At 63.8% G+C, this 26,880-nt stretch carries 29 protein-coding genes; 17 read left to right on the top strand and 12 right to left on the bottom strand.

Annotated features, from left to right (window positions below):
- Nucleotides 1–166 precede the first annotated feature (166 nt).
- Nucleotides 167–715 (top strand): GNAT family N-acetyltransferase, encoded by a 549-nt coding sequence (locus tag CXY74_RS00930; protein WP_104198685.1) that lies wholly within the window; start codon nucleotides 167–169, stop codon nucleotides 713–715.
- A 13-nt stretch (nucleotides 716–728) separates the two neighbouring features.
- Here the strand turns inward: CXY74_RS00930 and CXY74_RS00925 are convergent, their stop codons facing one another.
- Nucleotides 729–1,127 (bottom strand): nuclear transport factor 2 family protein, encoded by a 399-nt coding sequence (locus tag CXY74_RS00925; RefSeq protein ID WP_104198684.1) that lies wholly within the window; start codon nucleotides 1,125–1,127, stop codon nucleotides 729–731.
- Nucleotides 1,128–1,217: 90 nt separating this feature from the next.
- Here CXY74_RS00925 and CXY74_RS00920 point away from each other — a divergent pair, with 90 nt between their 5' ends.
- On the top strand, nucleotides 1,218–2,270 hold the full coding sequence (locus CXY74_RS00920; RefSeq protein WP_104198683.1) for a S66 peptidase family protein: 1,053 nt from the start codon (nucleotides 1,218–1,220) through the stop codon (nucleotides 2,268–2,270).
- A 209-nt stretch (nucleotides 2,271–2,479) separates the two neighbouring features.
- Here CXY74_RS00920 and CXY74_RS00915 read toward each other — a convergent pair whose 3' ends face one another.
- Nucleotides 2,480–3,181 carry a GntR family transcriptional regulator gene (locus tag CXY74_RS00915; protein ID WP_104198682.1) on the bottom strand — a complete coding sequence of 234 codons (702 nt, stop codon included), beginning with the start codon at nucleotides 3,179–3,181 and terminating at the stop codon, nucleotides 2,480–2,482.
- 112 nt (nucleotides 3,182–3,293) lie between these two features.
- On the opposite strand from CXY74_RS00915, the gene CXY74_RS00910 reads away from it, so the two are divergent.
- Nucleotides 3,294–4,445, top strand: coding sequence for an MFS transporter (locus CXY74_RS00910; protein WP_104198691.1), 1,152 nt, complete (start codon nucleotides 3,294–3,296; stop codon nucleotides 4,443–4,445).
- Nucleotides 4,446–4,598: 153 nt separating this feature from the next.
- Entirely contained in the window at nucleotides 4,599–4,940 is a 342-nt protein-coding gene (locus CXY74_RS00905) for a DUF3140 domain-containing protein (RefSeq protein WP_104198681.1), read from the top strand.
- Between the two features lie 90 nt (nucleotides 4,941–5,030).
- Here CXY74_RS00905 and CXY74_RS00900 read toward each other — a convergent pair whose 3' ends face one another.
- Genes CXY74_RS00900 through CXY74_RS00890 form a run of 3 tightly spaced genes read right to left on the bottom strand, consistent with a single transcriptional unit; the run spans nucleotide 5,031 to nucleotide 8,858 of the window.
- Complete coding sequence (locus tag CXY74_RS00900) at nucleotides 5,031–5,582, bottom strand: dihydrofolate reductase family protein (protein ID WP_104198680.1); 552 nt, start codon at nucleotides 5,580–5,582, stop codon at nucleotides 5,031–5,033.
- A 37-nt stretch (nucleotides 5,583–5,619) separates the two neighbouring features.
- Entirely contained in the window at nucleotides 5,620–6,546 is a 927-nt protein-coding gene (locus tag CXY74_RS00895) for a Ppx/GppA phosphatase family protein (RefSeq protein WP_104198679.1), read from the bottom strand.
- 26 nt (nucleotides 6,547–6,572) lie between these two features.
- Nucleotides 6,573–8,858, bottom strand: a complete 2,286-nt coding sequence (locus CXY74_RS00890; protein WP_104198678.1) for a hypothetical protein — start codon at nucleotides 8,856–8,858, stop codon at nucleotides 6,573–6,575.
- A 175-nt stretch (nucleotides 8,859–9,033) separates the two neighbouring features.
- Between CXY74_RS00890 and CXY74_RS00885 the strand changes: the two genes are divergently transcribed.
- The 6 genes from CXY74_RS00885 to CXY74_RS00855 all read left to right on the top strand — a co-directional run bounded on the left by CXY74_RS00885 (nucleotide 9,034) and on the right by CXY74_RS00855 (nucleotide 13,866).
- Entirely contained in the window at nucleotides 9,034–10,482 is a 1,449-nt protein-coding gene (locus CXY74_RS00885; protein ID WP_104198677.1) for a glycoside hydrolase family 1 protein, read from the top strand.
- A gap of 194 nt (nucleotides 10,483–10,676) precedes the next feature.
- A complete protein-coding gene (locus CXY74_RS00875; RefSeq protein ID WP_199183100.1) occupies nucleotides 10,677–11,294 on the top strand; it encodes a GNAT family N-acetyltransferase in 618 nt (205 codons plus the stop codon).
- A gap of 40 nt (nucleotides 11,295–11,334) precedes the next feature.
- Nucleotides 11,335–11,625, top strand: a complete 291-nt coding sequence (locus tag CXY74_RS00870; protein ID WP_146070002.1) for a hypothetical protein — start codon at nucleotides 11,335–11,337, stop codon at nucleotides 11,623–11,625.
- Nucleotides 11,626–11,634: 9 nt separating this feature from the next.
- Complete coding sequence (locus CXY74_RS00865; RefSeq protein WP_104198674.1) at nucleotides 11,635–12,219, top strand: heme-binding protein; 585 nt, start codon at nucleotides 11,635–11,637, stop codon at nucleotides 12,217–12,219.
- Between the two features lie 184 nt (nucleotides 12,220–12,403).
- Nucleotides 12,404–12,970 carry a LemA family protein gene (locus tag CXY74_RS00860; RefSeq protein ID WP_092108227.1) on the top strand — a complete coding sequence of 189 codons (567 nt, stop codon included), beginning with the start codon at nucleotides 12,404–12,406 and terminating at the stop codon, nucleotides 12,968–12,970.
- An 11-nt stretch (nucleotides 12,971–12,981) separates the two neighbouring features.
- Nucleotides 12,982–13,866, top strand: a complete 885-nt coding sequence (locus CXY74_RS00855; protein WP_104198673.1) for a M48 family metalloprotease — start codon at nucleotides 12,982–12,984, stop codon at nucleotides 13,864–13,866.
- A 49-nt stretch (nucleotides 13,867–13,915) separates the two neighbouring features.
- Here the strand turns inward: CXY74_RS00855 and CXY74_RS00850 are convergent, their stop codons facing one another.
- From CXY74_RS00850 to CXY74_RS00835, 4 genes are all read right to left on the bottom strand, one after another.
- Nucleotides 13,916–14,173, bottom strand: coding sequence for a DUF6510 family protein (locus CXY74_RS00850; protein WP_104198672.1), 258 nt, complete (start codon nucleotides 14,171–14,173; stop codon nucleotides 13,916–13,918).
- A complete protein-coding gene (locus tag CXY74_RS00845; RefSeq protein ID WP_233193081.1) occupies nucleotides 14,173–14,919 on the bottom strand; it encodes a ferredoxin reductase in 747 nt (248 codons plus the stop codon). Before CXY74_RS00845 ends, CXY74_RS00850 begins: the two co-directional genes overlap by 1 nt.
- Nucleotides 14,916–15,509, bottom strand: a complete 594-nt coding sequence (locus CXY74_RS00840; protein ID WP_199183099.1) for a molybdopterin-dependent oxidoreductase — start codon at nucleotides 15,507–15,509, stop codon at nucleotides 14,916–14,918. The genes CXY74_RS00845 and CXY74_RS00840 overlap by 4 nt, the downstream gene beginning before the upstream one ends.
- Nucleotides 15,510–15,652: 143 nt before the next feature.
- Nucleotides 15,653–16,858 (bottom strand): winged helix-turn-helix domain-containing protein, encoded by a 1,206-nt coding sequence (locus CXY74_RS00835; protein WP_104198671.1) that lies wholly within the window; start codon nucleotides 16,856–16,858, stop codon nucleotides 15,653–15,655.
- A gap of 266 nt (nucleotides 16,859–17,124) precedes the next feature.
- On the opposite strand from CXY74_RS00835, the gene CXY74_RS00830 reads away from it, so the two are divergent.
- Nucleotides 17,125–18,534 carry an AI-2E family transporter gene (locus CXY74_RS00830; protein WP_233193079.1) on the top strand — a complete coding sequence of 470 codons (1,410 nt, stop codon included), beginning with the start codon at nucleotides 17,125–17,127 and terminating at the stop codon, nucleotides 18,532–18,534.
- Nucleotides 18,535–18,537: 3 nt separating this feature from the next.
- Entirely contained in the window at nucleotides 18,538–19,773 is a 1,236-nt protein-coding gene (ilvA, locus tag CXY74_RS00825; protein WP_104198670.1) for a threonine ammonia-lyase, read from the top strand.
- Between the two features lie 186 nt (nucleotides 19,774–19,959).
- Here ilvA and greA read toward each other — a convergent pair whose 3' ends face one another.
- Entirely contained in the window at nucleotides 19,960–20,451 is a 492-nt protein-coding gene (gene greA / locus CXY74_RS00820) for a transcription elongation factor GreA (RefSeq protein WP_104126126.1), read from the bottom strand.
- 96 nt (nucleotides 20,452–20,547) lie between these two features.
- Nucleotides 20,548–20,934: a DUF4307 domain-containing protein gene (locus tag CXY74_RS00815; protein WP_158252257.1), complete on the bottom strand. Its 387-nt coding sequence runs from the start codon at nucleotides 20,932–20,934 to the stop codon at nucleotides 20,548–20,550.
- 203 nt (nucleotides 20,935–21,137) lie between these two features.
- Between CXY74_RS00815 and mca the strand changes: the two genes are divergently transcribed.
- Nucleotides 21,138–21,986, top strand: a complete 849-nt coding sequence (gene mca, locus CXY74_RS00810; RefSeq protein ID WP_104198687.1) for a mycothiol conjugate amidase Mca — start codon at nucleotides 21,138–21,140, stop codon at nucleotides 21,984–21,986.
- On the top strand, nucleotides 21,983–22,249 hold the full coding sequence (locus CXY74_RS00805; protein WP_104198668.1) for a hypothetical protein: 267 nt from the start codon (nucleotides 21,983–21,985) through the stop codon (nucleotides 22,247–22,249). Before mca ends, CXY74_RS00805 begins: the two co-directional genes overlap by 4 nt.
- 7 nt (nucleotides 22,250–22,256) lie before the next feature.
- Here the strand turns inward: CXY74_RS00805 and CXY74_RS00800 are convergent, their stop codons facing one another.
- Nucleotides 22,257–22,958, bottom strand: a complete 702-nt coding sequence (locus CXY74_RS00800) for a hemolysin III family protein (protein ID WP_104198667.1) — start codon at nucleotides 22,956–22,958, stop codon at nucleotides 22,257–22,259.
- A gap of 69 nt (nucleotides 22,959–23,027) precedes the next feature.
- On the opposite strand from CXY74_RS00800, the gene CXY74_RS00795 reads away from it, so the two are divergent.
- From CXY74_RS00795 to CXY74_RS00785, 3 genes are all read left to right on the top strand, one after another.
- A complete protein-coding gene (locus CXY74_RS00795; protein WP_104198666.1) occupies nucleotides 23,028–23,813 on the top strand; it encodes an isoprenyl transferase in 786 nt (261 codons plus the stop codon).
- Nucleotides 23,814–23,886: 73 nt separating this feature from the next.
- Nucleotides 23,887–25,008 (top strand): aminotransferase class V-fold PLP-dependent enzyme, encoded by a 1,122-nt coding sequence (locus CXY74_RS00790; RefSeq protein WP_104198665.1) that lies wholly within the window; start codon nucleotides 23,887–23,889, stop codon nucleotides 25,006–25,008.
- Between the two features lie 238 nt (nucleotides 25,009–25,246).
- Nucleotides 25,247–26,575, top strand: a complete 1,329-nt coding sequence (locus CXY74_RS00785) for a PhoH family protein (RefSeq protein WP_233193082.1) — start codon at nucleotides 25,247–25,249, stop codon at nucleotides 26,573–26,575.
- Nucleotides 26,576–26,880 lie beyond the last annotated feature (305 nt).

The following is a 26,880-nucleotide window of genomic DNA, read 5'->3' as shown; positions in this document are numbered from 1 at the left end:
TCTCCGGCATGCCTCCGATTCTCGAGCTCCAACGCCCCTGATGAAGGCCGGGTTGGCCCTACCAAGATCCCTCAGGAATTTCTGCCCGCTCAGGGTTCGCCTCACGGGCATCGCCACTAACCTCCCTGGGCAGTTCAGCTAGACCCGTGGTTAGTAGTATGAGCGCATGGCACATCTGGGACCCGTCACCTGGCCACCAGGCCCGCTCAGGACGGAGCGCTTGGTGCTCCGTGAGTCTGAGGCTAGGGACCGTCCGGCTGTCATCGACTTGTTCGGCTCGCCGGAAGTGTGCACCCACCTCGGTGGCCCTCGCCCGCGCGACGAACTCGAGCGGGCGGTGCCTGAAGTTCCGGGGCGTCGCCCTGGCTATTTCGTCGTCGATCTCGATGGAGCGATGATCGGTATAGTCACCTTCGATCGGCGCGACGCGGAGCGTCCGGGTCACATTCACCCGGATTGCGGGGAGGCCGAGCTCGGTTATATGTTTCTGCCGCAGATGTGGGGATGTGGGTACGCCACCGAGGCATGCGCAGCGGCACTTCACTGGTTCGCGGGCGCGGTCCCCGGCGAGCAAGTGGTGCTCTGCACGCAGACCGCCAACGATGCCTCGGTGCGCGTCGCCGCGAAGCTAGGGTTCACCGAGGCGAAGCGATTCGAGGAGTATGGCGCCGAGCAGTGGTTTGGCGTGTGGTCGTCGGGCTCGCCGACTGGTTGAGCAACAGCGTCCGTCAATCTTCCCTCTTCTGGGCATGACCGATTGTGGTGGCCTGGGACCAGACGACCATCCAATGGCCATCGAGATACTCGTAGACATCCGTGTGCCAAGCGCGAAACTCGAGCTCATCGGCGATGCCGACGCTGAGAACTATTCGTGCCATGTACCTCAGAATCGTCAGGTTCCCAGACGCTCTGACGGAGATTTCTGATTCGGGCTCGAACACGAGGTACTCGAGTCGCTTCGATTGCACGTCGCTGAGATAGGACGATTTTGTCCGGGTGGACCCGTTGGGCGTTACAAGTTGGAAATCGGGTGCATGGAGGCGCTCTGCAACGGCCATGTTGCGTTCGACAAGCGCGCGAAGTCTCTTTCGCTCGATATTCGCCACTGCCGCAGGATCGATGTTCATAAGCCCTGTCTAACAGCAGCGGCGACCGCCGGCCGGTACCGAGGGGACCAACCCGTGCGTGGCGCCCCGATCCTCTGATTCAATGACTGGATGACACTGCGCACATTCACTCACGTCCCCAAGGCCACGGTCGGCGATCGAGTCGCGATCCTCTCCCCGGCGTTTGCGGCTCCTGCGGTGTCCGAGGCTATCCACGAGCAGGCGATGCGACGCCTGACAGAAGCTACGGGACTTGTGCCGGTCGAGTATCCGACGACACGCCAGCTCGGTGCGAGCGCCGAAGCCCGAGCTGCCGATATTGAGGCGGCGTTCGCTGATCCGAGTATTCGGGCGGTTCTCGCAACGATCGGAGGCGATGATCAGATCACCGTCATCCCACACATCGACACCGATATCCTCGCTTCAAACCCTAAACCGTTCCTCGGATACAGTGACAACACGAACCTGCACAACCTTCTCTGGAACCTCGGGGTTCCCAGCTACTACGGTGGCTCAACACAAGTTCACCTCGGACCAGGCCCGCATATCGACGATGTGCATGTGGCTTCACTGCGCGCGGCGCTTCTTGACGGAGGAATTATCGACCTCACCGATCCGGGGGAGTCCGAAGACTTCGGCGTCTCATGGACTGATCGCCGTGCTCTGAAGGAATTCGGTATGCGTGAACCGACCGAACCGTGGGCATGGGCGGGCGCAAAGACGGTGGCCGAAGGTCCGACGTGGGGCGGATGCATCGAAGTCATCGATCAGATCGCTCTCGCCAACCGGATGCCGCACGTCGCCGACCTAAACGGGGCGATTCTCCTACTCGAAACGAGCGAGGAACTCCCAAATGCCGACACAGTGAAGCGTTGGGTGCGAGCCCTGGGCGAGCGAGGAGTTCTCGATGCCGTCGCCGGTGTTCTCGTCGCTCGGCCACCCGTCAGCGAACTGAATTCAGCCGTCCCGTTCGCGAATGAGCGCGCTCGACTGCGCGCAGTTCAGCGCGATGCCATCATCGAGCAAGTCTCCCGATATAACTCCGAAGCCGTGATCTGTGTCGGAGTGCCATTCGGACACACCAGACCGCAGTGGATCGTCCCGCACGGCAACACGATCCGTCTCGACGGCATAGCCCGCACAGTCAGCGCCGACTACAGCTGAAAGTCAACGCACTGCGCTCTAAACCATCCGCAGCACAACTGGCGGTGACGACTCCACGCTCACTTCGTTGCAGTCCTGCAAGGGGTCCCCTACGGGAACATAGCCAAGGCCAGCGATCGCGTGTTTAGGTACCCGGTTGGACGTTCGTCTTACGGGCAATCCCTTGGTCAACACCGTAGGAGCCGAGCGCGGAGGCCGTTGCGAATCGGTCAGACTGTGCCGAGTGGCGAAGGGGTTTCGGAGGATTCGATGATCGAATATCCCCGTGCGCGGAGTCGACGACGCTCCTCGGACAAGTGGTTCAGCAGCCGGTCGCGGGTTCCTCGGCTGTGGGATAGGACAAGAGCGGCTGCCCGTTCTGCATCTCTCGATTGGACGGCGGCGATGATCTCCACATGTTCCGTGCGGGCGTGTGCGCGAGACTCGGCTGTGCGGACTTCGAGCCAGCGGGTACGGCTGAGCCGGGTGAGCGCCCCGCTCATCGCATCGGCGAAAAATTTGTTGCGGGACAACTGCGAGAGCGCCACGTGGAAGTCTCCGCCATCTCGAAGCCCAGTCTCTTCATTTTCTTTGCCCGGGGATGACGCAATGATGGAACGCAGAGCGGTCAGTTCATCATCACCAGCACGCTCGATCACCAGCGCGATAGCGGCCACTTCAACCGCTTCACGGTATTCCATGACCGCACGAACCTCGGCAAGATCGATCGGGGTGACCTGCCAGCCGCGACCGGCCCGTTGAGTGAGCCCCTCATTCTCCAGCCTCATCAGGGCGGCGCGAATGGGCGTCCGCGACGCTTCCAGCATTGATTCGAGACCTCGTTCGCTCAGCTTCTCTCCGGGAACGAGATCCAGCGACAAAATAGCGGCTCGCAGAGCCGCATAAGCATTGGTCTCGCTCGAGGCTTCCATCAGATCTCCTTGGTATACCATCATTGTATACCAACTTGGTTAAGGGGGGAGCAGCATCGTGACCAAGACGAACGTCGCCAAAATCGAGCGTGTACCCGCGGCAGCCTGGCGGATGCTTGCTCTCGGAGTTGCAGCGCAAACATCCGGGACATTCCTGGTCAGTACCCCCGCCTTCCTCATCCCACTCTTGCACCTACAGCAGGGAGTTCCGCTGGCACAGGCCGGTCTGCTCGCCGCTGCACCAACCCTTGGCATGGTCCTCACCCTTGTGGTTTGGGGCGCCCTCGCCGATCGTTTCGGTGAACGCTGGGTCATCGCCGGAGGACTCGCCTTGACGGCAACGTTCGCCCTGGCAGCGGCGCCCGTGCAGGGCCTCGTCGGCCTCGGCGTGCTGTTGATGCTGGGAGGTGCAGCATCTGCCAGCACCAACGCCGCCAGCGGACGGATCGTGGTGGGCTGGTTTCCGCGCCCACGTCGCGGCCTGGCAATGGGCATCCGCCAAATGTCCCAGCCGTTGGGCGTCGCTCTTGCCGCCGTGATCGTTCCACCGCTTGCGGCGGACTTCGGTATCGGTGCGCCGTTGCTCGTCGCGGGACTGGCCGCCGCCATTCTCGCCGCCGCGTGCGCGATGGGCATCACGAACCCGCCCAGACCGACCAACACCGCGCCCGCTACCGCGGGAACAGTCACTCCCTATGCACAGAGCTCATTCTTGGTGCGCATTCACCTCGTATCCATTCTTCTCGTGGTGCCCCAATTCACCCTCTCAACTTTCGGACTGGTGTGGTTCATTAGCGCCCTGCACTGGAACGCAGCGGCAGCCGGCGGCATTATCGCGCTGGCACAGTTTGTGGGCGCGATCGGACGAATCGTCGTGGGCGCGATTAGTGACCGTCTGGATAGTCGAGTGGGAGTGCTGCGGTGGGTTGCCATCAGCGGGGTAGTCGTCATGCTGCTGCTCGCAGCAGCTGGCGGCTTGCAGTGGGATGCTGCGGCGGCAATTATGCTGGTCATCGCCACCACAGTGAGTGTGGCCGACAACGGACTGGCCTTCACGTCGGTCGCCGAGGCCGCCGGCCCTGCATGGTCCGGTCGAGTGTTGGGCGTTCAGAACACCGGTCAATTCATCGCAGCATCAGCAGTTGGCCCCGCAGCCGGCGCTCTCATCGCCATCGTGGGGTATCCGCTGACCTTTGCCCTTCTCGCCATCGCGCCACTCGTCTCTATCGCACTCATACCGCGCGCTGATAAGCACTGGAGCTGAATGCAGATAATGACGCTCTGATGAGCCGAGCGTCGCGACTCGAGGCACGACATCTGACGCACACAACCGGACGCAGCCCTGCGTCAAAAAGATCAAACCACGAAGCCTGAAGCACCCCTTGTTGCCGTGCAGCATCACCGCAATGATTGATTCATGGCAGATAAAGCGAACGATGTCGATGCGGTCTGGGATGACTGGAAAAAGGCGGTCACGATGACCGCCAGTGAGATCACGTCGTGGCTCGACACCGACGAATCCCGGGAGGTCGGCCAGAAAGACGATGGCAGCGGAGAGTCCATCGGCCATAAGTCCGGCCGCAGGATCGTGACGATTCTTGGAAAGAAGAAAGCCGACCTGACAGCGTCTGATATTGAACACATGCATAAGGTGGTCGGTTACGTGAAGCGGCATGGGGCCCAGGGACCAGAGTCCGATGTCGAGCACTCACGATGGCGCTATTCGCTCATGAACTGGGGAAACGATCCGCTGAAGTAGGTCTCAGGTTCACGGAGGGAGCAGCCGTCGATCGGCGTGGGGTAGTCGGTCATGGTGTCGGCCGTGCTCACCGATCTGGGCAGCACCACATCAGTCCCTGCGCGGGCCGTAGGTGAGCACGGCGTTGCCCTTGCTCGTCATCACAGATGACTGAAGAGTCAGCCGAGTCACCGGGTCGGTCGGCTCGAACAAATGACGCCCATCTCCCGCGACTACTGGGTGTGTCATGAGGGAGAGCGAGTCGAGCAGCCCGGCAAACAAGAGCTGCCGCACCAAAGAGATACCGCCGATCAGGGAGATTTCGCCGCCCTCTGTGCGCTTCAGGTCTGTCACGAATTCGGTGAGGTCGCCGGTGACCAGCGTCGAATTCTGCCAGGCCAGGTCGCCGGTCAGTGTGCGCGAGGCGACGAATTTTTGCACCGGATTGATGAATGCTCCGAACGGGTCATCGTTCTCGGTGCCAGGCCAGTAGCCGGCCCACTCCTCATAGCCGACTCGCCCGAGCAAAACCGTGTCGACGCGGTTCATCATGGCGGTCATCTCGACACCCAACTCCTCGTCAAAGCTGTCGAACTGCCAGAGGTTCGGCGACTCGACCACGCCATCGAGAGACATGAACAGGCCGGCGGTCAGTTTTCGCATCAGAGTTCTCCCATGGTCGGTCGAATGCTAGTACCGATCAGCGCAGACGGTCGAGGTAGCGCAGAATAACGCCCTCGCGCAGTGCCCACGGCGACACCTCGAGTTCCGCAGCCCCGAACGCGGCCATCGCCGCGCTGAGCACAATGCCACCGGCCACGATCTGAAAGGTGCGATCGGCGGTGATGCCGGGCAGCGCCGGGCGGGCTTCGGCGGGAATGCGGGCGAGGCGCGGCACCCAGTCATCGAGTTCGGTCCGGCCGAGGCGCAGCCGGTCAGCGGCTCCGACACCGTCCGAGGTCGTGCCGGCCAAGCGGGCCAGCGACCGAATCGCTTTTGACGACCCGACAATGTGGTGCGGTGCCGGCAGCTGCGCGAACGCTTTGACGACATCGTGTAAGACGGATGCTGCGTGCTTGCGCAACGCAGACACCTCTTCCGGCAGTGGAGGATCGTGGTGCAGAAATCCGACGGTGCTGCGCCCGGCACCCAGCGGCAGGGACAGGGCGACCTCGGGAAACTCAGCTCCGCCGGCGGCGATCTCCAGCGACCCGCCGCCGATGTCGAACAGAAGAATATTGCCGGCCGACCAGCCGTACCAGCGTCGCACGGCCAAAAAAGTGAGCCGGGCCTCGTCTTCACCCGACAACACCTGCAGGGACACACCGGTTTCTTGTTCTACCCGGTCGAGCAGCTCTGGACCGTTGGTCGCCTCACGCAGGGCCGAGGTGGCGAACGGCAGCAGTTCGTCGATGTTGTGCTGCTGGGCAACATCCGCTGCATGCTGCACTGATTTTAGAACCGCCGCGACACCCTCATCGTTGATGGCACCCTCGGGCGTGATGTAGCGCATGAGGCGCAGCACGCTCTTATCGGCGGCCATCGGCACGGGAGGGGCACCTTCGTGCGCGTCGACAACCAGCAGGTGGACGGTATTCGAACCGACATCGAGGACTCCAAGGCGCACATGTGTACGATACCGCCTGCAGCGACCTAACGCTGTGTCGGGGCGACGAAGCGCTGCCAGACCCACGCGCTCGCGCACAGCGCCGCGAAGGTGGCGGCAGCGATCCAGAGTGTCATCCCGGTACCGTCGTTCTCGAGCTGTTCAATCACGGAGGCGAGCGCCGCGAATAACATTCCATAGGTGATGACGGTCAGCCCTACCCACAGCGGGGGCGACCAGGCCAGGATACGGCGCCCGCTGGTATGGCCGATCGGCACCAGAATCAGCACTGCTGAGCCGATGGCAGCGAGCACGATCGTGTTGATGGTCTCCGCGGCGAGCGACGTGGTGAAATCAGTGGCGCCGGGCAGCAGCGCCCCGAGGAACCAGGCGAGAACGGCGAAGGCTGCGAGCGCACCCACCCGTACCGCGGCGAGCTGGCCGTGCTGCGCGCCCGTGGGCTGCGCGCTGGCCTGGCCCGAGGCATCCGTTGTGGCCGAGAGGGTGATGCTGCCCAGTAGCCCGAACAACAGGGCAGGATGCACGTCGAACACCCGGGAGGCGATCGCGGCGGCCGCGATGAGCAGCAGGTAGTGCGGCAAAAAAGTAACTGTTCCGTTCTGGTGCAACACGCGTGAACTCCACCACAGTGGAACCAGAATGGCCACCGCGTTGACCAGGACCAGCCCGATGATCACGGCGACGAGCAGGCGCAGGTAGGCCGGCTGGTCGACGACGGGACCTGACAGCATGACAAAGGTCGCGGCAGCCAACACAGCCGCGCCGCCGCGCAGCCACCGGTTGGGGTTTATCGTCGGTGCAACCTCGAATTCTTCACGCACTCGGTTTCGTCCCGCAAATGACGGCAGCGCCCGAAGCGGTCGGCCGCCGCGGGTGCGGGAAATAGTGCCCGCGAGCATTCGCAGGGGCACCGCGATCAGAAGCAGCGCGCCGACGGCGAGCAGTCCGGCCTGCACCCAGAGAAACGGAGAGTTGCTGCCGGTCGGACCGATGGCCGCAGCAAACCGGGTCGGGTCATTCCACTGGCCGGGGAAAACGGATGCCGCCTCCTCATTGCGCTTCGGCTCCGCGGCTTCCGGGTCGGGCGCGTTGGTATCCGGCGCCGGGCTGGGCGAAGGCTGCGAAGGCTGCGAAGGCTGTGAGGACTGTGGCGGAACTCCGGGCACGGCAACCGAAGCGTCCGGTGGCGGCGGGGCCGCGGCGCTCGGTGTCTGCGTGACCGGTGGCGTCGCCGGGGCGGACTCAGACGGCGTCGGGGTCGCTGTCGTCTCGGCGACGTAGCTGACCGACAGGGGAGCGCTGCCCGGACTCACGTTGCCGGCGTCATCTTTCTGCACGGCGATGACCGAGTAGGATCCGGCGGCCACGCCGCCGGCCGAGCAGGTCCACGTTCCGCCGGTCACGGGTGCAGAACAGACCGAGTAGGCGCCGGCGAACACCGTGACGGTGGCACCGGTTTCTCCGGTTCCGGTGTACTGGGTGCCGGCGACCGGAACCTGCGTGCCGGCGCTCGGAGCCGTGACGATCGGGGCATCCGGTGCGGTGACATCGAACACGATTGTCACCGGCGCGCTCGCGTTCGACGTTGACGGGTTGCTGAACGTTGAAGTCTGGCTGGCCGTGACTTCCCGGCTGCCGTTCGTGAGCGTGCCCGAGAACAGGCAAGCCCAGGCGCCGGAACCGTCGACCTGACTGGCGCAGGTGACATTGTTTGGCAGGGATGCCGTCACGGTGGCCTGCGGGTGACCGGTTCCGCGCACCCAGCCGTTGGATTCAGACCCGGTCAGGCCGCCGAGCACCGTCGGGGCGCCGAGTACGGCGACGGCAATGTCGTCACTCAGGCTGGGAACACCGGTCACCACTACGCGCAGGGTGATGTTGGGGCCGTTCGGCAGGTAGACGTTGCCGCAGCTCCATGAGGTCGATGAGTCGTCGACGATGCACAGGGGGTCTCCGCCGCGCGGTGACAGCAACTGAATCTCCTGGTCGGCAGCTTTCGACCCTGAAACAGTGGTGCGGTTGCTGCTGATGAATTGCCCGTTGCCCGGGCTCTCGATCCGCGGGCTCGGCGCGGAGGTAGTCGTCGCCTTCGGGATCGGTTCCTCGGTGGCCGTGGGGGTCGCGTCGGGTGTCGTTTGCTGCCCGGTGGCTGGAGCCGGGGTCTCGTCGGTCTGTGCCGTCGAGGGTGCGGGTGTCGGCAGGGCCAGGGCCAGGGCGAAGGCGAGCAGGAGGGCGACGATGGCCACGACGCGGCGGGACTGGCGCGGGCGGACCGTTTTACCCCGGACTGCGATACGAGCCGATTCGGACACAACTCACCCCCTGCCCCAATTTGAGGGGCAGACGGTAAGAAAGTCAACCTCTCCCGCCCGGAATCTGGTAACAAACCAGAGGAACTCTTCGAGGCGTCTCCACCCGGCTCTAAACGTGACAACCTTTATACGAGGCGGATGCTCCGCATCACCCGCCGAAAAGAGTCTCGCCGCCATGAATCCCACGCCTCGTACCCCGGCAGCACCATCGAATCGCGCTGTCGCTGCCCGCGATTGGGAACACCGCGCTGCCGAACTCGGTGATCGCCTACCGAGCGGGTTCGAGGTGGCCATGGCGACGTCAGCCTTTCAGATCGAGGGTGCCGCCCGTGATGGCGGTCGCGGTGACAGCGTCTGGGACGCCTTCAGCCAGGTTACCGGGCGCATCCGCGACGGTTCGAACGCCTCCGTCTCGGCCGACCACGTGAAGAACTACGCTGCTGACACCGATCTGCTGCGCGACCTCGGCGTCGATTGCTATGCGTTCTCCTTTGGCTGGACCCGGCTGCAGCCGGAGGGCCGTGGCGCCCTCAACCGAAATGGACTCGCGTTCTATGATCGTCTGCTCGACGCGCTGCTGGCCGACGGCATCCGTTCGACCGCCACGCTCTCGCACTTCGACCTGCCACCAGCCCTGCGCGGCGGCTGGCTGAACCGCGACACCGCCGGTCGGTTCAGCGACTATGCCCACGCGGTGGCGGAGGCGTTCGGCGACCGCATCGACGCCTGGGTGACCCTTGACGAGCCGGCAACGGTCACCATGAAGGGCTACGCGCTGGGCTCCCACGCGCCCGGCCGTACCCTGCTCTTCGACGCGTTGCCGACCGCGCACCACCAACTGCTCGGGCATGGACTCGCCGTGCAGGCCTTGCGCGCTGCTGACGTGCGCGGCCGCATCGGCCTGGTCAACTCCCACACCCCGGTGCAGTCCGCGACCGACCGCGACCAGGATCGCTCGTACGCCGCGCTCTACGATCTGCTGACCAACCGCCTGTTCGCCGACCCCGTACTGCTCGGCCACTACCCCGACCCGCTTGAACCGTTCGCGGTCGAACTACGAACCCTGCTCGAGGCCGACCCCGACGACCTGCGCACGATCCACCAGCCGCTCGACTTCTACGGTGTCAGCTACACGGGGCCCGCCCGCGTCGCCGCCGGTCCGACGGTGCTGAAAGCGCCCGACGGCCAGTTGATTCCCACCACGTCGTGGCCGTTCCACTTCGAGCCGTTTCGAGAACACCCCACCACCTCGGCCAGCGCTGTCAACGCCCCGGAGTACGTGGCCGTAGCGCTCGCCGAACTGGCCGAGCGCTACCCCGACCTCCCGTCGGTCTATCTCTCGCTGGCCGGCGGCGCCTTCGCTGATCAAGCGGATGCCCGTCACAACGTGAACGACACAGCCCGCGTCGACTACCTGGCCGAGCACGTTCTGGCCGCCCTTGACGCCGCCGCGCCCATCGACCTCGCCGGCATCACGTTCTGGTCACTGCTCGACGCATTCGAGTGGGATGCCGGCTACACCCAGCCCACCGGCCTCGTGCACATTGACTTCGCTGACGACCGCCGCACGCGCACTCCCAAGCTGAGCTACCGCTGGCTGCAGCATGCCCTGGCCAATCGGTAGCTCAAGCGCTGCCCGCCGGACAGCGACCCCACCAGCTGACCCGCCCGACTCGTAAGATCCGTCAGGGCCAGTACCCGGTCGACGTCGCTGCGCGGAGTTGTTCAGCATGACCGAACACTTCACCGCGGTACCCGCCCTGTCAAGTCCGTAATCTTTGATTTTCAGGCCACGCCGAGCGCCCAGCAGCCGCACCGGTGGGCGCCTGTGCGGCCATCTCAGCCAAGCTGTACGGCGCAGACGTCGAGCTCACGAGTTCGCATCAGCGCCGCTGCTCTCCCCTTACCGGATACCTCGTCGGCGCGACCAGTAATGTGGAACGGATGATGCCAGTGCTGCCGATCGTTGTGTCCGCTGCGGCGCCAGCATCCGCTGAAGCTGAGAGCGTGTCACTTCGGTACTACGACGACATCGTGAGTCGTTACTACGGGCGACCTGCGCTCCAGCAGGAAATTGTCGCCGCCCAGGCCGGGTACTCAAGCGACGACCTCGTTGCACCAACCGGGCTGCTGTTGCTCGCCCGCCAGGGGCGCGCCGTGCTCGGCTGTGCCGGAATGCGCATTCGCCCTGGCGATATCGGTGAGGTGACCAGGGTCTTTGTCGAACCAGCTGCCCGAGGTCAGGGGGTGGGCCGGCTCCTCCTGCAGAATCTGGAAAGTGAATCCCGCGCGCTGGGGCTCACGGCACTGCGGTTGGACACGCGAACTGACCTCATCGAGGCGCGCAGCCTCTATGCCTCGGTCGGTTTCATCGAGGGTGAAGCGCACAACACCGACCCGTACGCGAATCACTGGTTCCGAAAAGAACTGCGTTGAATCTATGACTACCTCGCGCAGCACGCCGAAACCTAGCCTCGTGCCGGAGCTTCTCGTCACATCGCTTGAAAAGAGTTTGGATTTCTGGTGCGGTCTCGGCGGTTTCGACGTGCAGTACGACCGCCCCGCCGACAAGTTTGCCACTATCACGCGAGGCGCGGCCCATGTAATGATCGATCAGCGGGGCGCGGGCCGAAACTGGCTTCCGGGGGCGCTGGAGAGTCCCTTCGGCCGTGGTGTCAACTTCCAGATCTCCGTGGCATCGATTGATCCATTGGTGCGTGCCTTTCGCGGGGCCAGCTGGGAGCGGGAATCCAGCCACCTGCAGTAGCTTCGGTGCATGACCGAGCAGCAGCCCTATCAAGTCGTGAAGAGTTACGACGATTTCGAGTTGCGCCGATACCCGGCGCATCTGGTGGCCGAGGTCATTACCGATGGCCCGTTCGAAGACGCTGGTAATCGTGCCTTCCGATATTTGTTCGCGTACATCACCGGGGCCAACCGCTCGCTCCGGAAAGTCGCCATGACGGCGCCGGTAGTGCAAACGGATGCCGCAGAAAAGATAGCGATGACCGCGCCAGTGCTGCAGGAAAGCGTGGAAGATTCCTCTGGCGCAGCAGCCGGTGAACAATTCCGGGTCGCTTTCGTGCTTCCCAAAGACCTGACGGCCCAAACAGCGCCGGAACCCACGGACCCCAACGTGCACCTGCGCACGGTACCCGCAAGCCTGGCCGGTGCACTCCGCTTCAGCGGACGCTGGAGTCAGACTCGTTATGAACAGCATCTTGACCAGTTACGCGGGGCGCTCGCCGCCGCCGGTTTCAGCGTCTTGGGGTCGCCGAGATTCGCACGATTTGATCCGCCGTTCAAGCCATGGTTTCTGCGCCGCAACGAGGTTTTGCTCGACGTCGAAGAGCCCGGCTGACCAGCGCTCGCCCTGCAGTCGTGGGATCCCTGCGCGCCTTGAGCTTGCTAGGAGTGTCATGAGAGGCGGGTGGGAGCCTCCGGGGTCGCCGTTAGTATAGGCAGGTACGCACGGGGGGTCGTTTGGCCAGTTCATGTCTCCGTGCCAACGTACACATCGTGCCAATTTGCAAGGAGACGCTGCCATGGAATGGCTCATCCCGGTTTTGATCGTTGTCGCACTCGTCGCGATTGTGGGCATCTACCTCTGGTCGACCTACAACTCCCTCGTAACGCTCAACGTGCGCGTTGACGAAGCCTGGAGCGACATCACGGTGATGCTCAAGCGTCGTGCCGACCTGCTGCCCAACCTGATCGAAACGGTCAAGGGCTACGCGGCGCACGAGAAGAGCGTGTTTGAGAACGTGACCAAAGCGCGGGCCGAAACGCTCTCTGCCCAAGGCCCGGCCGACGCATCCGCTGCTGAGAACCACATGCAGACCGCGCTGAAGAGCATCTTCGCCGTCGCTGAGGCGTACCCGCAGCTGCAGGCCAGCCAGAACTACCTGCAACTGCAGGGTGCGATCGTCGACACCGAGGACAAGATCCAGGCGGCGCGTCGGTTCTACAACGGTGGCGTGCGCGAGATGAACACCAAGATCAAGGTCTTCCCCAACCACCTGTTCGCCGTCAACCTCGGGTTCACCGAACGCGAATTCTTTGAGGTGGCCGATTCCGCAGCGATTGCGGAGCCGCCCCGCGTGCAGTTCTAACGGAGCACTAGATGTACAGTGCGATAGCTAAAAACAAACGCAACACTGTTTTTATTATGATCCTCTTCTTCGTGATCATCGCGGGGCTCGGCTGGCTGGCCAACGCTGTCTACGGCCGTGGCGGCTACGGCATTCTCATCGCCACGGTCGTCATCACCGCCCTGTACGTCATCATTCAGTACTACGCGGCGGGTCGCCAGGCCATCTCCATGAGCGGCGGCATCAGGGTCAACAGCCAGTCCGATCATCCCAGGCTGTGGCGTATCGTCGAGAACCTGTCGATCACGACCGGCACTCCGATGCCCGAGGTCTATATCATCAACGACCCGGCACCGAACGCGTTCGCCACCGGCCGCGACCCGAAACACGCGATCGTCGCCGCCACCACCGGACTGCTCGACATCATGGACGATTCCGAGCTTGAGGGCGTCATGGCCCACGAGATCGGCCATGTGCGCAACTACGACATTCGAGTGTCGATGGTCGTGTTCGGCCTCGTCGTGGCGATTGGGTTCATCTCCGATATGTTCCTGCGCATGGCGTTCTTCGGCCGCAGCAACAACAGCAACGGCAACCCCGTCGTCATGGTGTTCGGCCTCGTCGCCATGATCGTAGCTCCACTCATCGCGACTGTGGTGCAGCTCGCCATCTCCCGCCAGCGCGAATACCTGGCGGATGCGACGAGCGCGTTGACGACGCGCCACCCCGACGCTCTCGCCTCGGCGCTGGCCAAACTTGGCGAGTACGGTCGCCCGATGAAGAAGCAGAACAGCTCGATGGCGCACCTCTGGATCTCCGACCCGCTGAAGAAGGGGGCCATGGGCAAGCTGTTCGCGACGCACCCCCCGATCGCCGATCGCATTGAGCGCCTCACGGCCATGGGCAGCAAGTTCTGAGTCGGTGCGCAGCTGCACCGCGAGACCATGTGTGGTCTTGCGCGGGACGTCAGCGGGGTATTTTCAGCCAGGTCATGCCCCGCAGTTCGATGCAGAACCGATCGGGCGCCTGCACGATGGTCATGAGCACGTCGTCACAGTGCGCACAGCGAACAACGAGAGTGTCCGGTTCGGCGTAAACCATCGCACGCGCAAGAACCGACACGTCACCGCATCCGGAACAGCGAGCGGATGCGGTGGTCGGGTCGAACGTGAACAGGTCCGACAGTGGGCCCGCGAGGGCGTTCCCGTCGATGTGCTCGCCCATTACGCGCCTCCGAACCGTTCGGTCTTGACGCGGTCCGGTTCGTGCCCGAGGGCGACGAGCGCGGTCGCGACAGTCTCGACGAATCCGGTCGGCCCGCACACGAACACCGTCGGAGCCAGAGCGGCCGCAAAGCCATGGGCCTCCAGGTCGGCGGCGGTGATACGCCCAGCGGGCCGGGAACATCCGCTCGGCGCGTGGCGAGTGAAGATCCAGGTCACCTCGAGGTTGGCCGAAGGGGACTCGAGCTCAGCGCGGAAGAATGCGTCCAGCGGCGTGCGCACCGAATAGAGCAGCCGGAATGGCGTCGTACTGCCGGATGCCTCGTGCGAGCGGATCATCGCCATCAGGGGAACGATCCCCGATCCGCCGCCGATGAGCTGCACGTTCTCGGCCTGCTGCGGCGTCCAGACGAACCAGCCGCCCAGGGGGCCGCGCAGCTCGAGTTCGTCGCCCTCGCGAAGCGTGTCGACCAGGTACGGCGACACCTCACCGCTGGGCAGGCGGTCGACCGCGAGCTCGATGCGGTCACCGACACCGGCCGACGCCACGGAATACGATCGCACCGCGGTGTAGCCATTCGAAGCGGTCAGCCGCACATCAGTGTGCTGACCGGCGATGTTGCCACCCCACCCCGGAACGTCGATCGTGATGCTGCGGCCGGACGCGCTTTCCCGCCGGATCGAGGTCACGACGCCCACCTTCCAGTTGCTGATGCGGCCGTCCTTGGCCTCACTCGTGCCCGTCACCAATAGCGCTGTTCGAGCCAGGGATCGCCGTACATGTTATAGCCGTTCTGCTCCCAGAACCCGGGTTCATCCTGGCTCTGCATTTCCAGGCCGTGAATCCATTTGGCACTCTTCCAGAAATACAGGTGGGGGATGAGCAGTCTCGCCGGGCCACCATGCTCCGGATCGAGTTTGTCACCGTCGAACTCAAGGGCAATCCAGGCCTGGCCACCCAGCAGGTCGGCGAGCGGAACATTTGTGGTGTACCCACCGTAGGAACGTGCCATCACGAATTTGTCGCTCGTTGTGACGTTCTCGAACAGGGTATCGAGAGAGACGCCCCGCCAGCTCGTCCCGAGCTTCGACCAGCGAGTGACACAGTGAATATCGGTGTGGATATCTTCGATGGGCAGCGCGTGCAACTCGTCCCAGCTCCACGTGTGCAGGGTCTCCGAGTCCGTGCGGATGCTGAACTGCCAGTCGACGGTGTCGATGCGGGGGGTAGGCCCGGCGGACAGCACGGGGAAGTCTGCGGTGAGGTACTGCCCGGCCGGAAGGTCTGGGTTCGCTTCGCCACCGCGGCCGATGAAGCCACGAGAAATGACTGCCACAGGATGCTCCTTCGGTTGCTGATCAGAATAACAGAGACGGCCCAGCGGTCGCCAACTTCGCGGGCTGGTCCGGGCTGGTCGACGGCACGGAGCCGGGGGCAGAAAAACGAATCCGGCCAGGCACCACGTGGACGGAAGCGAACCTAGCCCAGCTCTGCGGCGAGCCCCGCCGCGAGGTTACCGCGCGGCACCACGATGATCTCGTCGAGCCCCTGCCACGTGGCGGCCTCCCGCAGCACGAGTGCGAGCCTCGCGGCGGCATCCGCTGGCGACGCCGGTTCGGCCCAGGCTGATTGCACCCGAAGCACGCCGGCCTGCCGGTCGTTTTTGAGGTCCACCCGGCCGACTACCGTGTCGCCGAGCAGAATCGGCAGCGAGTAGTAGCCGAAGACGCGCTTGGGCTCCGGGGTGTAGATCTCGATGCGGTAGTGAAAATCGAACAGGCGCAGGGCACGGGCGCGTTCCCAAACTACCGGGTCGAACGGTGACAATACCGCCTGCGCGTCCATGCTGCGCGGCAGTCGGGCATCGCGGTGTAGCCAGGCCGCTCCCGGAGTGCGCCCCGAACCCCAGCCGAGCACCTGCACCGGGATCAATTCGCCGGCCTCTTCAAGATCACGGATCGCGACCAGGGTCGGTGCTGACTTCAGTCGAAAGTAATCGGCGAAATCCTTCATCGTGCCGATCCCGTGGGCCCGGGCTGATCGGCTGACCAACTCGCGATGGGCATCCGTACTCGAAATGCCCTGACCGAGTAGCTCGGGGGAGAAGACCTGCTCGGGCAGGGCATAGACCCGTTCGAAGCGGATGCGTCCGGCGCTGACCACGTCACCCCAGCGGAACAGCGTCTCCAGCCCGGTCTTCACTTCGGACCAGCCCCACCACGGTCCACGGCGTTTGTTGGCATCGTGCTCGATCGCACTCGCGGGCATCGGCCCAGTGGCGGCAAGCTCGGCCAGGAGCCAATCAAGCATCGGACGGTTGGCGTTCGACCAATCGTTGGTGTTTTGGGCCGAGTGGTCGCGAAAGTGCTGCATCCGCCACTGGAACAGCGGCCACATCTCGACCGGCAGAAACGATGCCTCGTGCGCCCAATACTCTGTGAAGCGGGCCTCGCGCCCGGTGGTCAAACGGTCGAGCTGTGCCTTGTCGTAAGCGCCGAGCCGGCTGAATGCCGGCATATAGTGGCTGCGTTCGAAGACATTGACCGAGTCAATCTGCAACAGTTCGATCCGGTTGACGAGACCGGTGAGCTGACGGATGCCGATTGCCGTGGCGGTTCGTGAGCCGAATCCCTGCGCGGCCAATGCGATGCGGCGCGCCAGAGCGGGGGAGATGGTCTCTGGCATTGCTTCAATTCTAGCGGTCAGGGGTCTGAGCACGACGTATCCATAGTGGGTTGACCGTTGCCGCGTTCGCCGTTCCCAGACTCTTTGGCGTGTTGTTCGTCGGGAAGCTTGTGCCGAAAACCGGCGGAGTCACCCTCCCCGTCACCGAAGCAGACACGCGCAAACGCAGGGGCGATACCGAGCAGTAAATGGCGACGGTCAGGTAGTGCGGAAGCCGAAGTCGCGCGTAACCTGTGCGGTACGCCGGGCGGTCTTAGAATGAGCGAGTGAGCGAATCCACGGGCAGTCCAGGCGCGCGTGCGCAGCTGCGGCTGCGCCGCCGGCGTGTAGCCGTTCGAGCGCGCGAGGGCACCGATCAGGCCGGATCCGATCTCGGCGCTGCGCCGGTCGAGCTGGTGGCCGCGACGCCTGCCCTCAACGGCGTCGATGAGAATCTGCCGGCCGGCATCCGCTTGGCTGGAGCCTGGTCTTGGCGGCTGATTGTGGTCGCCGCGGCCATCGCCATTTTGATCTTTCTCGTCATCCAGCTGCGCCTCATAGTCATTCCCCTGCTCGTCGCCGTGCTCGTATCGGCCCTGCTGATTCCCTTCGTGGCCTTTCTGGTGCGGCACCACTGGCCGAAGGGTGTGGCTGTCGCCGTGGCGATGCTGGGTACGCTCGTGCTTGTCGCCGGGCTGGTCACGCTGGCATCCACGCAGATAGCCGAGGGTACTGTCGGTTTGAGCGATCGCCTCACCGCGAGTTTTGACAGTCTCAAATCGGTGCTCGCGGCGTCTCCTCTGCAATTGTCGGATACCGAGATCACCAACTATCTGGAGCAGGGCTGGATCGCGATCCAGAATGACAGCGCCGTGTTCATCAGCGGTGCCCTCTCGGTGGGAACCACCCTGGGGCACTTGCTCACCGGGCTCTTGCTCGCGCTGTTCAGTTTGCTGTTCATCCTCATCGATGGCAAGGCGATCTGGGGCTGGATTGTGCGATTCTTTCCCCTGCGCGCCCGCGCTGCCGTCGATGGCGCCGGTATCGCCGGCTGGACCACGCTCGGCAACTTCGCCCGAGTGCAGATTCTGGTCGCCTCCATCGACGCGGTCGGCATTGGCGTCGGTGCCGCCCTGCTCGGCGTGCCGATGGCCATACCGATTGGAATCTTGGTGTTCCTCGGCTCGTTCATCCCCATCGTCGGTGCCGTGGCCACCGGTTCCGTCGCCGTCATCATCGCCCTGATCTTCAATAACTGGGCCGTCGCCCTCGCCATGCTCGGCGTCGTACTGCTCGTGCAGCAGGTCGAAGGACACGTTCTACAGCCGCTCATCATGGGAACAGCCGTCAAGGTGCATCCGCTGGCCGTCGTGCTGGTCGTCGCAGCCGGTGCCCTGCTTGCCGGAATCCCCGGCGCTCTGTTCGCCGTGCCCGTTGCCGCCGTGTTGAACGCGATGACCAGCTATATCGCTGGCGGCGCGTGGCGCTCCAATCCGCCCGCGGCGGTGCCGTCGAGAGGTTCGGTGCTGTGGCAGACCGTACCGCAAAGCCGACCGGGCTATCGCTCCGGCACTGCGCTGGCCCGCACGGCCCGGGTGCGTCCACGGAGCATCCCGACAACCGGTGGCGGATCCCCCCGCAGCACGCCCTCAGCTTTTAGCGCACCTGGCGCCCAGCACGACAGTTCGGAGAACTAAGACATGCCAGAGACCACCCTTGTTGCACCCACCCTCGCTGAATTCGAGGCCGCGCGCGCGGTTGTCGCCGAGGTGGCCGATGTGACCCCGATGGAGAGCTCGCGGTACCTCGCTGACGTGCTGGGAGCGCCGGTCTACCTCAAGTGTGAGAACCTGCAACGCACCGGCTCGTACAAAATTCGAGGCGCCTACAACCGACTGTCCAAGCTCACCGACGAGGAGAAAGCTCGTGGCGTTGTCGCGGCCTCGGCCGGCAACCACGCCCAGGGCGTGGCCTTCGCCGCCCGGGAGCTGGGCATCAAGGCCACCATCTTCATGCCGGTCGGCGTAGCCCTGCCCAAGCTGTCGGCAACGCGTGATTACGGGGCCGAGGTGATTTTGCGCGGTACGACCGTCACTGAACCGCTGCTTGCCGCGGCCGAATACGCCCGCGAGACCGGCGCGATCCTCATTCCGCCGTTCGATCACGTGGATGTCGTCACCGGGCAGGGCACGCTGGGCCTGGAAATCCTCGATCAGGTTCCTGATCTCGAAACGGTCGTCGTTCCCATCGGGGGCGGCGGGCTCATCTCCGGCGTGGCCAGTGCGCTCAAGCAGCGTGCCGCACGCGACGGGCGTGTCATCCGGGTTATCGGAGTGCAGGCGGAAAACGCGGCCGCCTACCCGCCCTCCCTCGAGGCCGGGGAGCCGACGATGATCAGCATCCTGCCGACCATCGCTGACGGCATCGCTGTTGCCATGCCAGGATTACTCAACTTCGAGATTGTCCGCGACGCCGTTGATGAGATCGTCACCGTCAGCGAAGACGACACCGCGCGGGCGCTGCTCGTACTGCTCGAACGCGCCAAACTCGTCGTCGAACCCGCTGGAGCAGTGGCGGTTGCCGCGATTCTGGCCGGAAAAGTCACCCCGACCGGGCCGACAGTGGCCATCCTCTCGGGTGGCAATATCGACCCGCTACTCATGCAGCGCGTGATCAGCCACGGTCTCGCGGCGTCGGGACGGTACCTCACGCTGCGCATCATGCTGCCGGACCGCCCAGGCCAGTTGGCCCGCATCTCCGAGCTGCTCGCCGAGGCCACCGCCAACGTCATCGAGGTGCTGCACACGCGGCACGGGGCTGGCCTGCGCATCAGCGAGGTCGAACTCGACGTCAGTGTTGAGACGCGGGGACCCGAGCACCGCCAGCACGTCGTCGACACGCTGCGGGCCGCCGGCTACGACCCCCAGATCGACTAGCCGCCAGCTTTTGGGCGTCCGTGACCAAATCGGGGCATAACTCCTGCAATTAGTGGTGGTTTCCAAGCGGATGCCCGAAATTTCGGGGAAGATTTCTGCCGCGGCGGCAAATTGCAGGAGTTATGGTGCGGGGGCCTGGTGCACGGGTGACGGTGCAGGGGCCGGGTGCACGGGTGACGGTAGGAGTCAGGCTCCGGTGAACGTCTCCACGTTCGTGACGTGCACGGTGATTTCCTTGCCGTTCGGCGTGGTGTAGCTCGTCTTCGCTCCAACCTTGAGCCCGATGATGGCTGCGCCGAGTGGGCTTTGCTCGCTGAACACATCAAGGTCGCTGTTAGCGCCGATCTCGCGGCTGCCGATGAGAAAACGACTCTCATCACCGGCGATTGTTGCGGTAATGACCGTGCCGGGAACGACGACGCCGTTACTCTCGGGAGCATGGCCGACTTCAGCGGTGCGCAGCAGCACGGTGAGAGTGCGGATGCGCGCCTCCATCTTGCCCTGCTCTTCTTTCGCCGCGTGGTAGCCGGCGTTCTCCTTGAGGTCGCCTTCTTCGCGGGCGGACTCAATCTTCTTCGCGATGTCGCCCCGGCCGAAATTGCTCAGTGTCGCCAGTTCCGCTGCAAGGCGGTCGTGGGCCTCCTGAGTGAGCCAAGTGACCGTTGTCTCGGTGCTCACGAGTGATCTCCTTTATTACGCTCGAGCGAAGGAAGGCCGGTGAGGCTGCGCGAACATAGCCGACACCCCAACGATTGCCGGGGCGAATACGTCAGTTTAGGTCAGCCAGCACTGGTAAATCAAACCCGTGTTGCTCAGGTCGGTGGTGCGCAGAATCTCGGTAAACGACCGGTTGTACAGCGTCGATGCCGGCAGATCGATGATCTTCCAGCCGACCACAGAATAGCTCTCGTTGAGCGCCTGTACGGCGCAACTCGCTGTCCGGTTCACCGGCAGCGCCACCTCGAAGGTCACGCTGACACTGTGCGCGTCGATAATGGTGTGGCCGATATCGCGCGCTTCGATTTGAGTGGATGCCCCGTCCAGACCGGTCCACACCACCCACGCCCCCAGCACCAGCACGAAAATGCCGCCCAGTCCCCAGAGGATTCGGCGGTCCCGTCTCTTACGGGTGGGCGTACGACCGTAACGTGATTGAATCACGGCACTCTCGACGGGCGCTGGCACGCCCGAGACAGCTGATTCGTCGAGGCGGTGGGGCTCACGGCTTGACTGGACTCCGGTGGACGTGCTGTTAACGGGCACTGGTGATTTCACACTTTCCATGGAGCGATTAGGCTTGGTCTTTAGGATATCTGGCCTAAGGTTATCCGGCATTCCTGAGGAGTATGGTGACGCTGCGACTGATGGCTGTACATGCCCATCCCGACGACGAATCGAGCAAGGGCGCGGCTACATACGCCTACTACCGCAGCCTCGGCGCTGAGGTGCTCATCGTGAGTTGCACTGGTGGCGAGCGTGGAAGCATTCTCAATCCCGCTTTTGCCGGCCACGCGATGGCCGAACGAGACATATCAGGCTTACGCCGCCTGGAGATGCAGGGCGCACAGCAGACACTCGGCGTGCAGCACCGCTGGCTTGGCTTCGAAGACTCCGGCATGAACGAGGACAAGTCCGTGCCGCCGAACTCCTTCGCCGACATTCCGCTGGAGCATGCGGCCGAACCCCTCGTCACTCTCGTGCGTGAGTTTCGCCCCCAGGTGCTGATCACCTACGACGAAAACGGCGGCTACCCGCACCCCGACCACATCCGCTGTCACGAGGTCTCCCTGGAAGCATTTCGCGCGGCCGCCGACCCTGGCCGGTACCCGGATTCGGGAGCGCCCTGGCAGATCGGCAAGCTCTACTACGACCGTATCTTCAACCTCGAGCGCATCGACGCGATGTACCTCGCGCTCAGCGTGGCCGAGCCGGATTCTCCGCTTCTGGAACCGCTCGAGGCGGCGCGGGAGCGCATGGAGGATTACCCTAAGCTCGCCACCACCCATGTTCCGGCCGGGGATTTTCTCGACGTCCGCGATGCGGCCCTGCGTTCGCACGCGAGCCAGGTCTCGCCCGACAGCAGCTTCTTTTTCTGGCCCAATGATTTGGTACGCGAGGCCTGGCCGTATGAAGACTTTCAACTTGTCGAATCGAAAGTAGACACCACAATGCCCGAATCTGATCTCTTCGCCGGAATCCAGGGCGACGAATGATCGAGTCACTCTACGCCTCGATCAACGTCGTGCTCGCCGTCACACCGACTCCCGACCCCAACTTCGATCCGAACACCGTCACACCGGGTGTCATCGGGTTCGTGGTTTTCTTCCTCATCGCGGCAGCGACCGTGCTTCTGTGTTTGGACGTGGTGCGTCGCATCCGTCGCACCACGTACCGTGCTGAAATCCAAGAGCGGCTCCGCGCAGAACAGGCGGAGCGCGACGCCGACGGGGGCGCTTCGAACGACAAGCCCGAGTAGCAACGCTCTACGGGTAGAGCGGATGCGTGGCGATCAGGAGAATCGCGGCGAAATGACAGAGGAACGCCACCACCGTGAGGGTGTGGAAGATCTCGTGAAAGCCGAACACGCCCGGAATCGGGTTGGGCTTTTTCAGCCCGTAGATGACCGCACCGACCGTGTAGCAGAGTCCGCCGATCAGAATCAACGTCATCATGGGGGCGTTGGCCTGAAAGAAGTCCGCGATGAATAACAGTGCACCGTAGCCGAGCACCAGGTAGAGCGGCACGTACAGCCAGCGCGGAGCGTGGATCCAGAACACCCGAAAGATAATTCCGAGTCCGGCGCCGCCCCAGACCAGCCAGAGCAGGAGCGTCGCCTTCGCTGGCGGCAGCGCGAGCACGGTGATCGGCGTGTACGAGCCGGCGATCAACAGAAATATGTTGGCGTGGTCGATGCGCTTGAGCATGATTCGGGTGCGCGGCTGCCAGTTGAAGCGGTGGTAAAGCGCCGAATTGCCGAACAGCAGCATCGAGCTGAGCACGAACACGGCAGAGCTGATCGTGGCCGCTGACCCCTCAGCGAGCACGAGCAGCACGATGCCGGCCACGATCGTCACGGGAAAAGTGCCGGCGTGAATCCAGCCGCGCCAGGTCGGTTTGACGTCCTCCGGATGGGTGTCAGCCGCCTCGATCAGTGGCAGATTGGGGATATCGTGCTCGGTGGCCATGCTGCAAGGATACGACAGGGCACGGCTGAAGTGCCGCGAACGCTCGCCGGAGTGGACTAGCGTAACTGTGTGCAGAAACCCCAAGTCCCCTCAGCGCGCGGCCTCCTTTATAGGCTGTATCAGCGCCGGCTGAGGCGCGGACTCACGCCGGAGCACTTGCCCCGTCATGTCGCCATGATCATCGACGGCAACAGGCGCTGGGCCAGGCAACTGGGGTTTCAGACGGCTGCACACGGGCATCGGGCCGGTGCCGCAAAGATGCGCGAATTTTTGGAATGGTGCGACGACCTCAAAATTTCGGTCGTCACCCTGTACCTGCTCTCCTCCGACAACCTCACCCAGCGACCGGCTGATGAACTCGCCGATCTGATCGAGATCATCGCCGATCTGGCCGAAGAGCTCTCGCACTATCGCGATTGGCGGGTGCAGCAGATGGGGTCCAAGGCTGGCCTGCCTCTTTCGCTGGTCGCAGCGCTCGATGAAGCGGATGCCCGCACCAGCGACCGAAAGGGACTGCACGTGAATCTTGCGGTCGGCTACGGCGGGCGCACCGAGATCACCGACGCGATGCGCAGCATTGTCGCCACCCACCACGCGCACGGCGGCACGTTGGAGGACCTCGCGGAGACCCTCACGCCGGAGCTGATCGGCCAGCACCTCTACACCGGTGGTCAGCCAGACCCCGACCTCGTCATCCGCACCTCGGGCGAGCAGCGGCTGAGCGACTTTATGCTGTGGCAGAGCGCGCATAGTGAGTTTTACTTCGTCGAAGCCCTCGGACCCGACCTGCGTCAGATCGATTTTCTGCGTGCCCTCCGCGATTTTTCCCGGCGCCAGCGTCGGTTCGGCGGGTAGCCCGGGCCCGGGGTGAGAACGCCAGGGGGTGAGAGCGGCGGGGGATATTTGTTTGACAACCGATTGGACCTGCATGAATTCGCTCCAGAACTTCACCGATGGCTTTCGTAACGAGCCCGGGTACCTCGACTTCGGTCGGGTCGGCCCACTGTCCGAGGTCGTCATGGCAGAGACCCTCGGCCAGAATGAGGTCCTGTCCCGCGCCCGATTCGGCAGCCTCGATCACCTGACTGAGCAGGATTTGCGTGCCCGCACCGCGGTATCCGCTCTCACCGGTTTTACCCCCGACCAGGTTGTGCTGCAGCCCAACACCAGCTCGGGTCTGATGCAGGCCATGTTTGGTCTGACCGGTTCCGTGCTGCTGTCGGCTGCCGACTTTCCTAGCGTGCCGTTTGCGGCGGTCCGCGCTGCTGAGACCCTGCACGTGGTGACCCCAGTGTGGTTGGAGACCGTGCGGGGTCGCGTCACTCCCGGCCAGATCCGCGACCAGCTCACCCCTGCCGTCGCGGCTGTTGCGGTGTGTCTCGTCGATTCCCGCACGGGCTATCGCGCCGACCTTGACGGTATCCGACAGGTGATCGGCGATCGCCTGCTCATTGTTGACGCGATCCAGGGCTTCGGCGTCGTTGACGCAGCCTTTGAGGCAGCGGATGTCGTCGCTTCCGGTGGTCAGAAATGGACGCGGGCCGGTTGGGGCACCGGCTTTCTGGCCCTGAGTGAGCGGGCCCTCGAACGCCTCGTTCCGGTCTACTCCGGCTATGTCGGAACCGACACCGCGGAGCCCTGGGACGAGGTCACCCCGCCCAGCCACAGCGCCAAGGCCTTTCGGGTAACCAACGGTGACTCCATCGCGCAGGCGCGGTTCGCGGCAGCCTTGGAACAGACCGCTGATGTCGGCGTCGACGTCATCCAGGCGGCCATGAATGACAACGTCTCTCAAATAATCGAACTCGTCGACGAATTCGTCATCGATCTCGTCTCGCCCCGCGATGTTCGGGAGCGCGCGGGCCTCGTCGTACTCGAACCGCCGGCGGAACTGCTCACCACACTCGTGGCGAGCCTGCACAACCACGGTATTTCGGCCACCATGCGCGGTACCACCGTGCGGTTGAGCGTGCACGCGGCCCTCGACCCCGACACGGTCACTATGTTGAGGGGGGCGCTCACCGCGTACGCTCTCACCGCCACGTACTAGCATTTCCGCAGCGCAGGTCGTTCGTCTGTCCCAACGTAAGGTGAACGACAGATTTTGGTGGGCGTGTCGGGTTTCTTTTTGCGCCGGTAGGTCGTAGCGTCGCTTTCATCAGGTACGGCACCTGATCGAGACGGCCATATAAGTACGGCTCGAGAATTGCTTGATGGCCAGCTTGCCAAAGTGATCCGCGTCCGTGTGACGCAGGGTAGGAGTGGCTGTGACCGCTAATCGAACCGACCTGAATGCGACTGACCGGGTGGAGGTATCCGCTTCGCAAATCGAGCGCACCTTTGTGTTGGACACCTCGGTGCTTCTGTCAGATCCGAAAGCAATCTTTCGCTTTGCTGAGCATGCTGTTGTGTTGCCCGTGGTGGTAATCAGTGAACTGGAGTCCAAGCGCAATGACCCGGAGATCGGGTATTTTGCGCGGCAGGCTTTGCGCAATCTCGATGAACTGCGGCTCAAGCATGAGCGCCTCGACTTTCCGATTCCGGTCGGCGATGGCGGTAGTTTGCGGGTGGAATTGAACCACTCCAACATGTCGGTGCTGCCGTCTGGCCTGCAACTGGGTGACAACGATTCGCGCATTCTGGCCGTGGCCCTCAACCTGGCCAATGACGGAATGACCGTGACCGTCGTCTCCAAGGACTTGCCGCTTCGGGTGAAAGCCGCTTCTCTCGGCCTCGCTGCCGATGAATACCGGCACGAACTCGCCGTTGATTCCGGCTGGACCGGCATGGACGAGATCACCCTCAGCGCCGAGCAGATGAGCGTGCTCTACGACAAAGAGATGCTGGACTCCCGCGCGGTGCAGGACATGCCGATCAACACGGGCCTGGTCATTCACTCCGACCGCGGGTCGGCCCTCGGCCGGGTGACCAGCCGGGGCTCGCTCAAGCTTGTGCGCGGCGACCGCGACGTCTTTGGACTGCACGGTCGCTCGGCGGAGCAACGGCTGGCCATTGACCTGCTGCTCGACCCGGAGATCGGCATTCTGTCTCTGGGCGGTCGAGCCGGAACGGGGAAGTCCGCGCTCGCTCTCTGCGCGGGCCTGGAGGCCGTGCTGGAACGCCAGCAGTATCGCAAGATCATGGTGTTCCGGCCTCTGTATGCGGTCGGCGGCCAGGACCTCGGCTTTCTGCCTGGTGACCAGGGCGAGAAAATGGGGCCGTGGGCGCAGGCGGTGTTCGACACACTCGGCGCGATCGTGTCGGAGAATGTGGTCGAGGAGGTGATGGAGCGCGGCATCCTCGAAGTGCTCCCGCTCACCCACATTCGCGGCCGTTCACTGCACGACGCCTTCGTGATCGTCGACGAGGCGCAGTCGCTCGAGCGCAACGTGCTGCTGACCGTGCTGAGTCGCATCGGTCAAAACTCGCGCGTGGTGCTCACCCACGACGTCGCCCAGCGCGACAATCTACGGGTCGGTCGCTTCGACGGCGTGGCCAGCGTGATCGAAACGCTGAAGGGGCATCCACTGTTCGCGCATATGACCCTGACCCGGTCGGAGCGCAGCGCGATCGCAGCTCTGGTGACGGAGATGTTGGAGGGTAACGAGGTCATGTAGTCGGTGGGGGGCGGATGTTTTCAACGCGCGGGGCCTCGCTAGCCGTCGCAGTGAAAGTTCATTCGCCCCCGACCTTCGAACCTTTTTCTCGCCTTCGACAGTGAACCCGTCGAACACTGGGAACACTGGTGCTCAAAATATCGGCGCTCACCGATACGAAGCGGGGCCTGCGCGGCTGGTTTCTGGCTCCGCAGGCCCCGCTCCTAGCGCTAACTACGGTGTGCGGAGCGTTTGAGGCTTGTTGCGTCTTCGAGGGAGAGTTCGGAGTCGGCGAAGGTTTGGTCGTCTGCGAATGATTTCATGCG

Source organism: Cryobacterium sp. Y29 (assembly GCF_002929825.1).
Taxonomy (GTDB): domain Bacteria; phylum Actinomycetota; class Actinomycetes; order Actinomycetales; family Microbacteriaceae; genus Cryobacterium.
Note: the sequence above shows the minus strand (reverse complement) of the source record. Positions and strands in the feature narration are given on the sequence as shown.

What these genes read in the sequence shown, in the direction of transcription:
- CXY74_RS00930 (WP_104198685.1), top strand. Translation starts at nt 167, where the DNA reads ATGGCACATCTGGGACCCGTCACCTGGCCACCAGGCCCGCTCAGGACG.
- CXY74_RS00925 (WP_104198684.1), bottom strand. Translation starts at nt 1,127, where the DNA reads ATGAACATCGATCCTGCGGCAGTGGCGAATATCGAGCGAAAGAGACTT.
- CXY74_RS00920 (WP_104198683.1), top strand. Translation starts at nt 1,218, where the DNA reads ATGACACTGCGCACATTCACTCACGTCCCCAAGGCCACGGTCGGCGAT.
- CXY74_RS00915 (WP_104198682.1), bottom strand. Translation starts at nt 3,181, where the DNA reads ATGGAAGCCTCGAGCGAGACCAATGCTTATGCGGCTCTGCGAGCCGCT.
- CXY74_RS00910 (WP_104198691.1), top strand. Translation starts at nt 3,294, where the DNA reads ATGCTTGCTCTCGGAGTTGCAGCGCAAACATCCGGGACATTCCTGGTC.
- CXY74_RS00905 (WP_104198681.1), top strand. Translation starts at nt 4,599, where the DNA reads ATGGCAGATAAAGCGAACGATGTCGATGCGGTCTGGGATGACTGGAAA.
- CXY74_RS00900 (WP_104198680.1), bottom strand. Translation starts at nt 5,582, where the DNA reads ATGCGAAAACTGACCGCCGGCCTGTTCATGTCTCTCGATGGCGTGGTC.
- CXY74_RS00885 (WP_104198677.1), top strand. Translation starts at nt 9,034, where the DNA reads ATGAATCCCACGCCTCGTACCCCGGCAGCACCATCGAATCGCGCTGTC.
- CXY74_RS00865 (WP_104198674.1), top strand. Translation starts at nt 11,635, where the DNA reads ATGACCGAGCAGCAGCCCTATCAAGTCGTGAAGAGTTACGACGATTTC.
- CXY74_RS00860 (WP_092108227.1), top strand. Translation starts at nt 12,404, where the DNA reads ATGGAATGGCTCATCCCGGTTTTGATCGTTGTCGCACTCGTCGCGATT.
- CXY74_RS00855 (WP_104198673.1), top strand. Translation starts at nt 12,982, where the DNA reads ATGTACAGTGCGATAGCTAAAAACAAACGCAACACTGTTTTTATTATG.
- CXY74_RS00850 (WP_104198672.1), bottom strand. Translation starts at nt 14,173, where the DNA reads ATGGGCGAGCACATCGACGGGAACGCCCTCGCGGGCCCACTGTCGGAC.
- CXY74_RS00835 (WP_104198671.1), bottom strand. Translation starts at nt 16,858, where the DNA reads ATGCCAGAGACCATCTCCCCCGCTCTGGCGCGCCGCATCGCATTGGCC.
- ilvA (WP_104198670.1), top strand. Translation starts at nt 18,538, where the DNA reads ATGCCAGAGACCACCCTTGTTGCACCCACCCTCGCTGAATTCGAGGCC.
- mca (WP_104198687.1), top strand. Translation starts at nt 21,138, where the DNA reads ATGGCTGTACATGCCCATCCCGACGACGAATCGAGCAAGGGCGCGGCT.
- CXY74_RS00805 (WP_104198668.1), top strand. Translation starts at nt 21,983, where the DNA reads ATGATCGAGTCACTCTACGCCTCGATCAACGTCGTGCTCGCCGTCACA.
- CXY74_RS00800 (WP_104198667.1), bottom strand. Translation starts at nt 22,958, where the DNA reads ATGGCCACCGAGCACGATATCCCCAATCTGCCACTGATCGAGGCGGCT.
- CXY74_RS00790 (WP_104198665.1), top strand. Translation starts at nt 23,887, where the DNA reads ATGAATTCGCTCCAGAACTTCACCGATGGCTTTCGTAACGAGCCCGGG.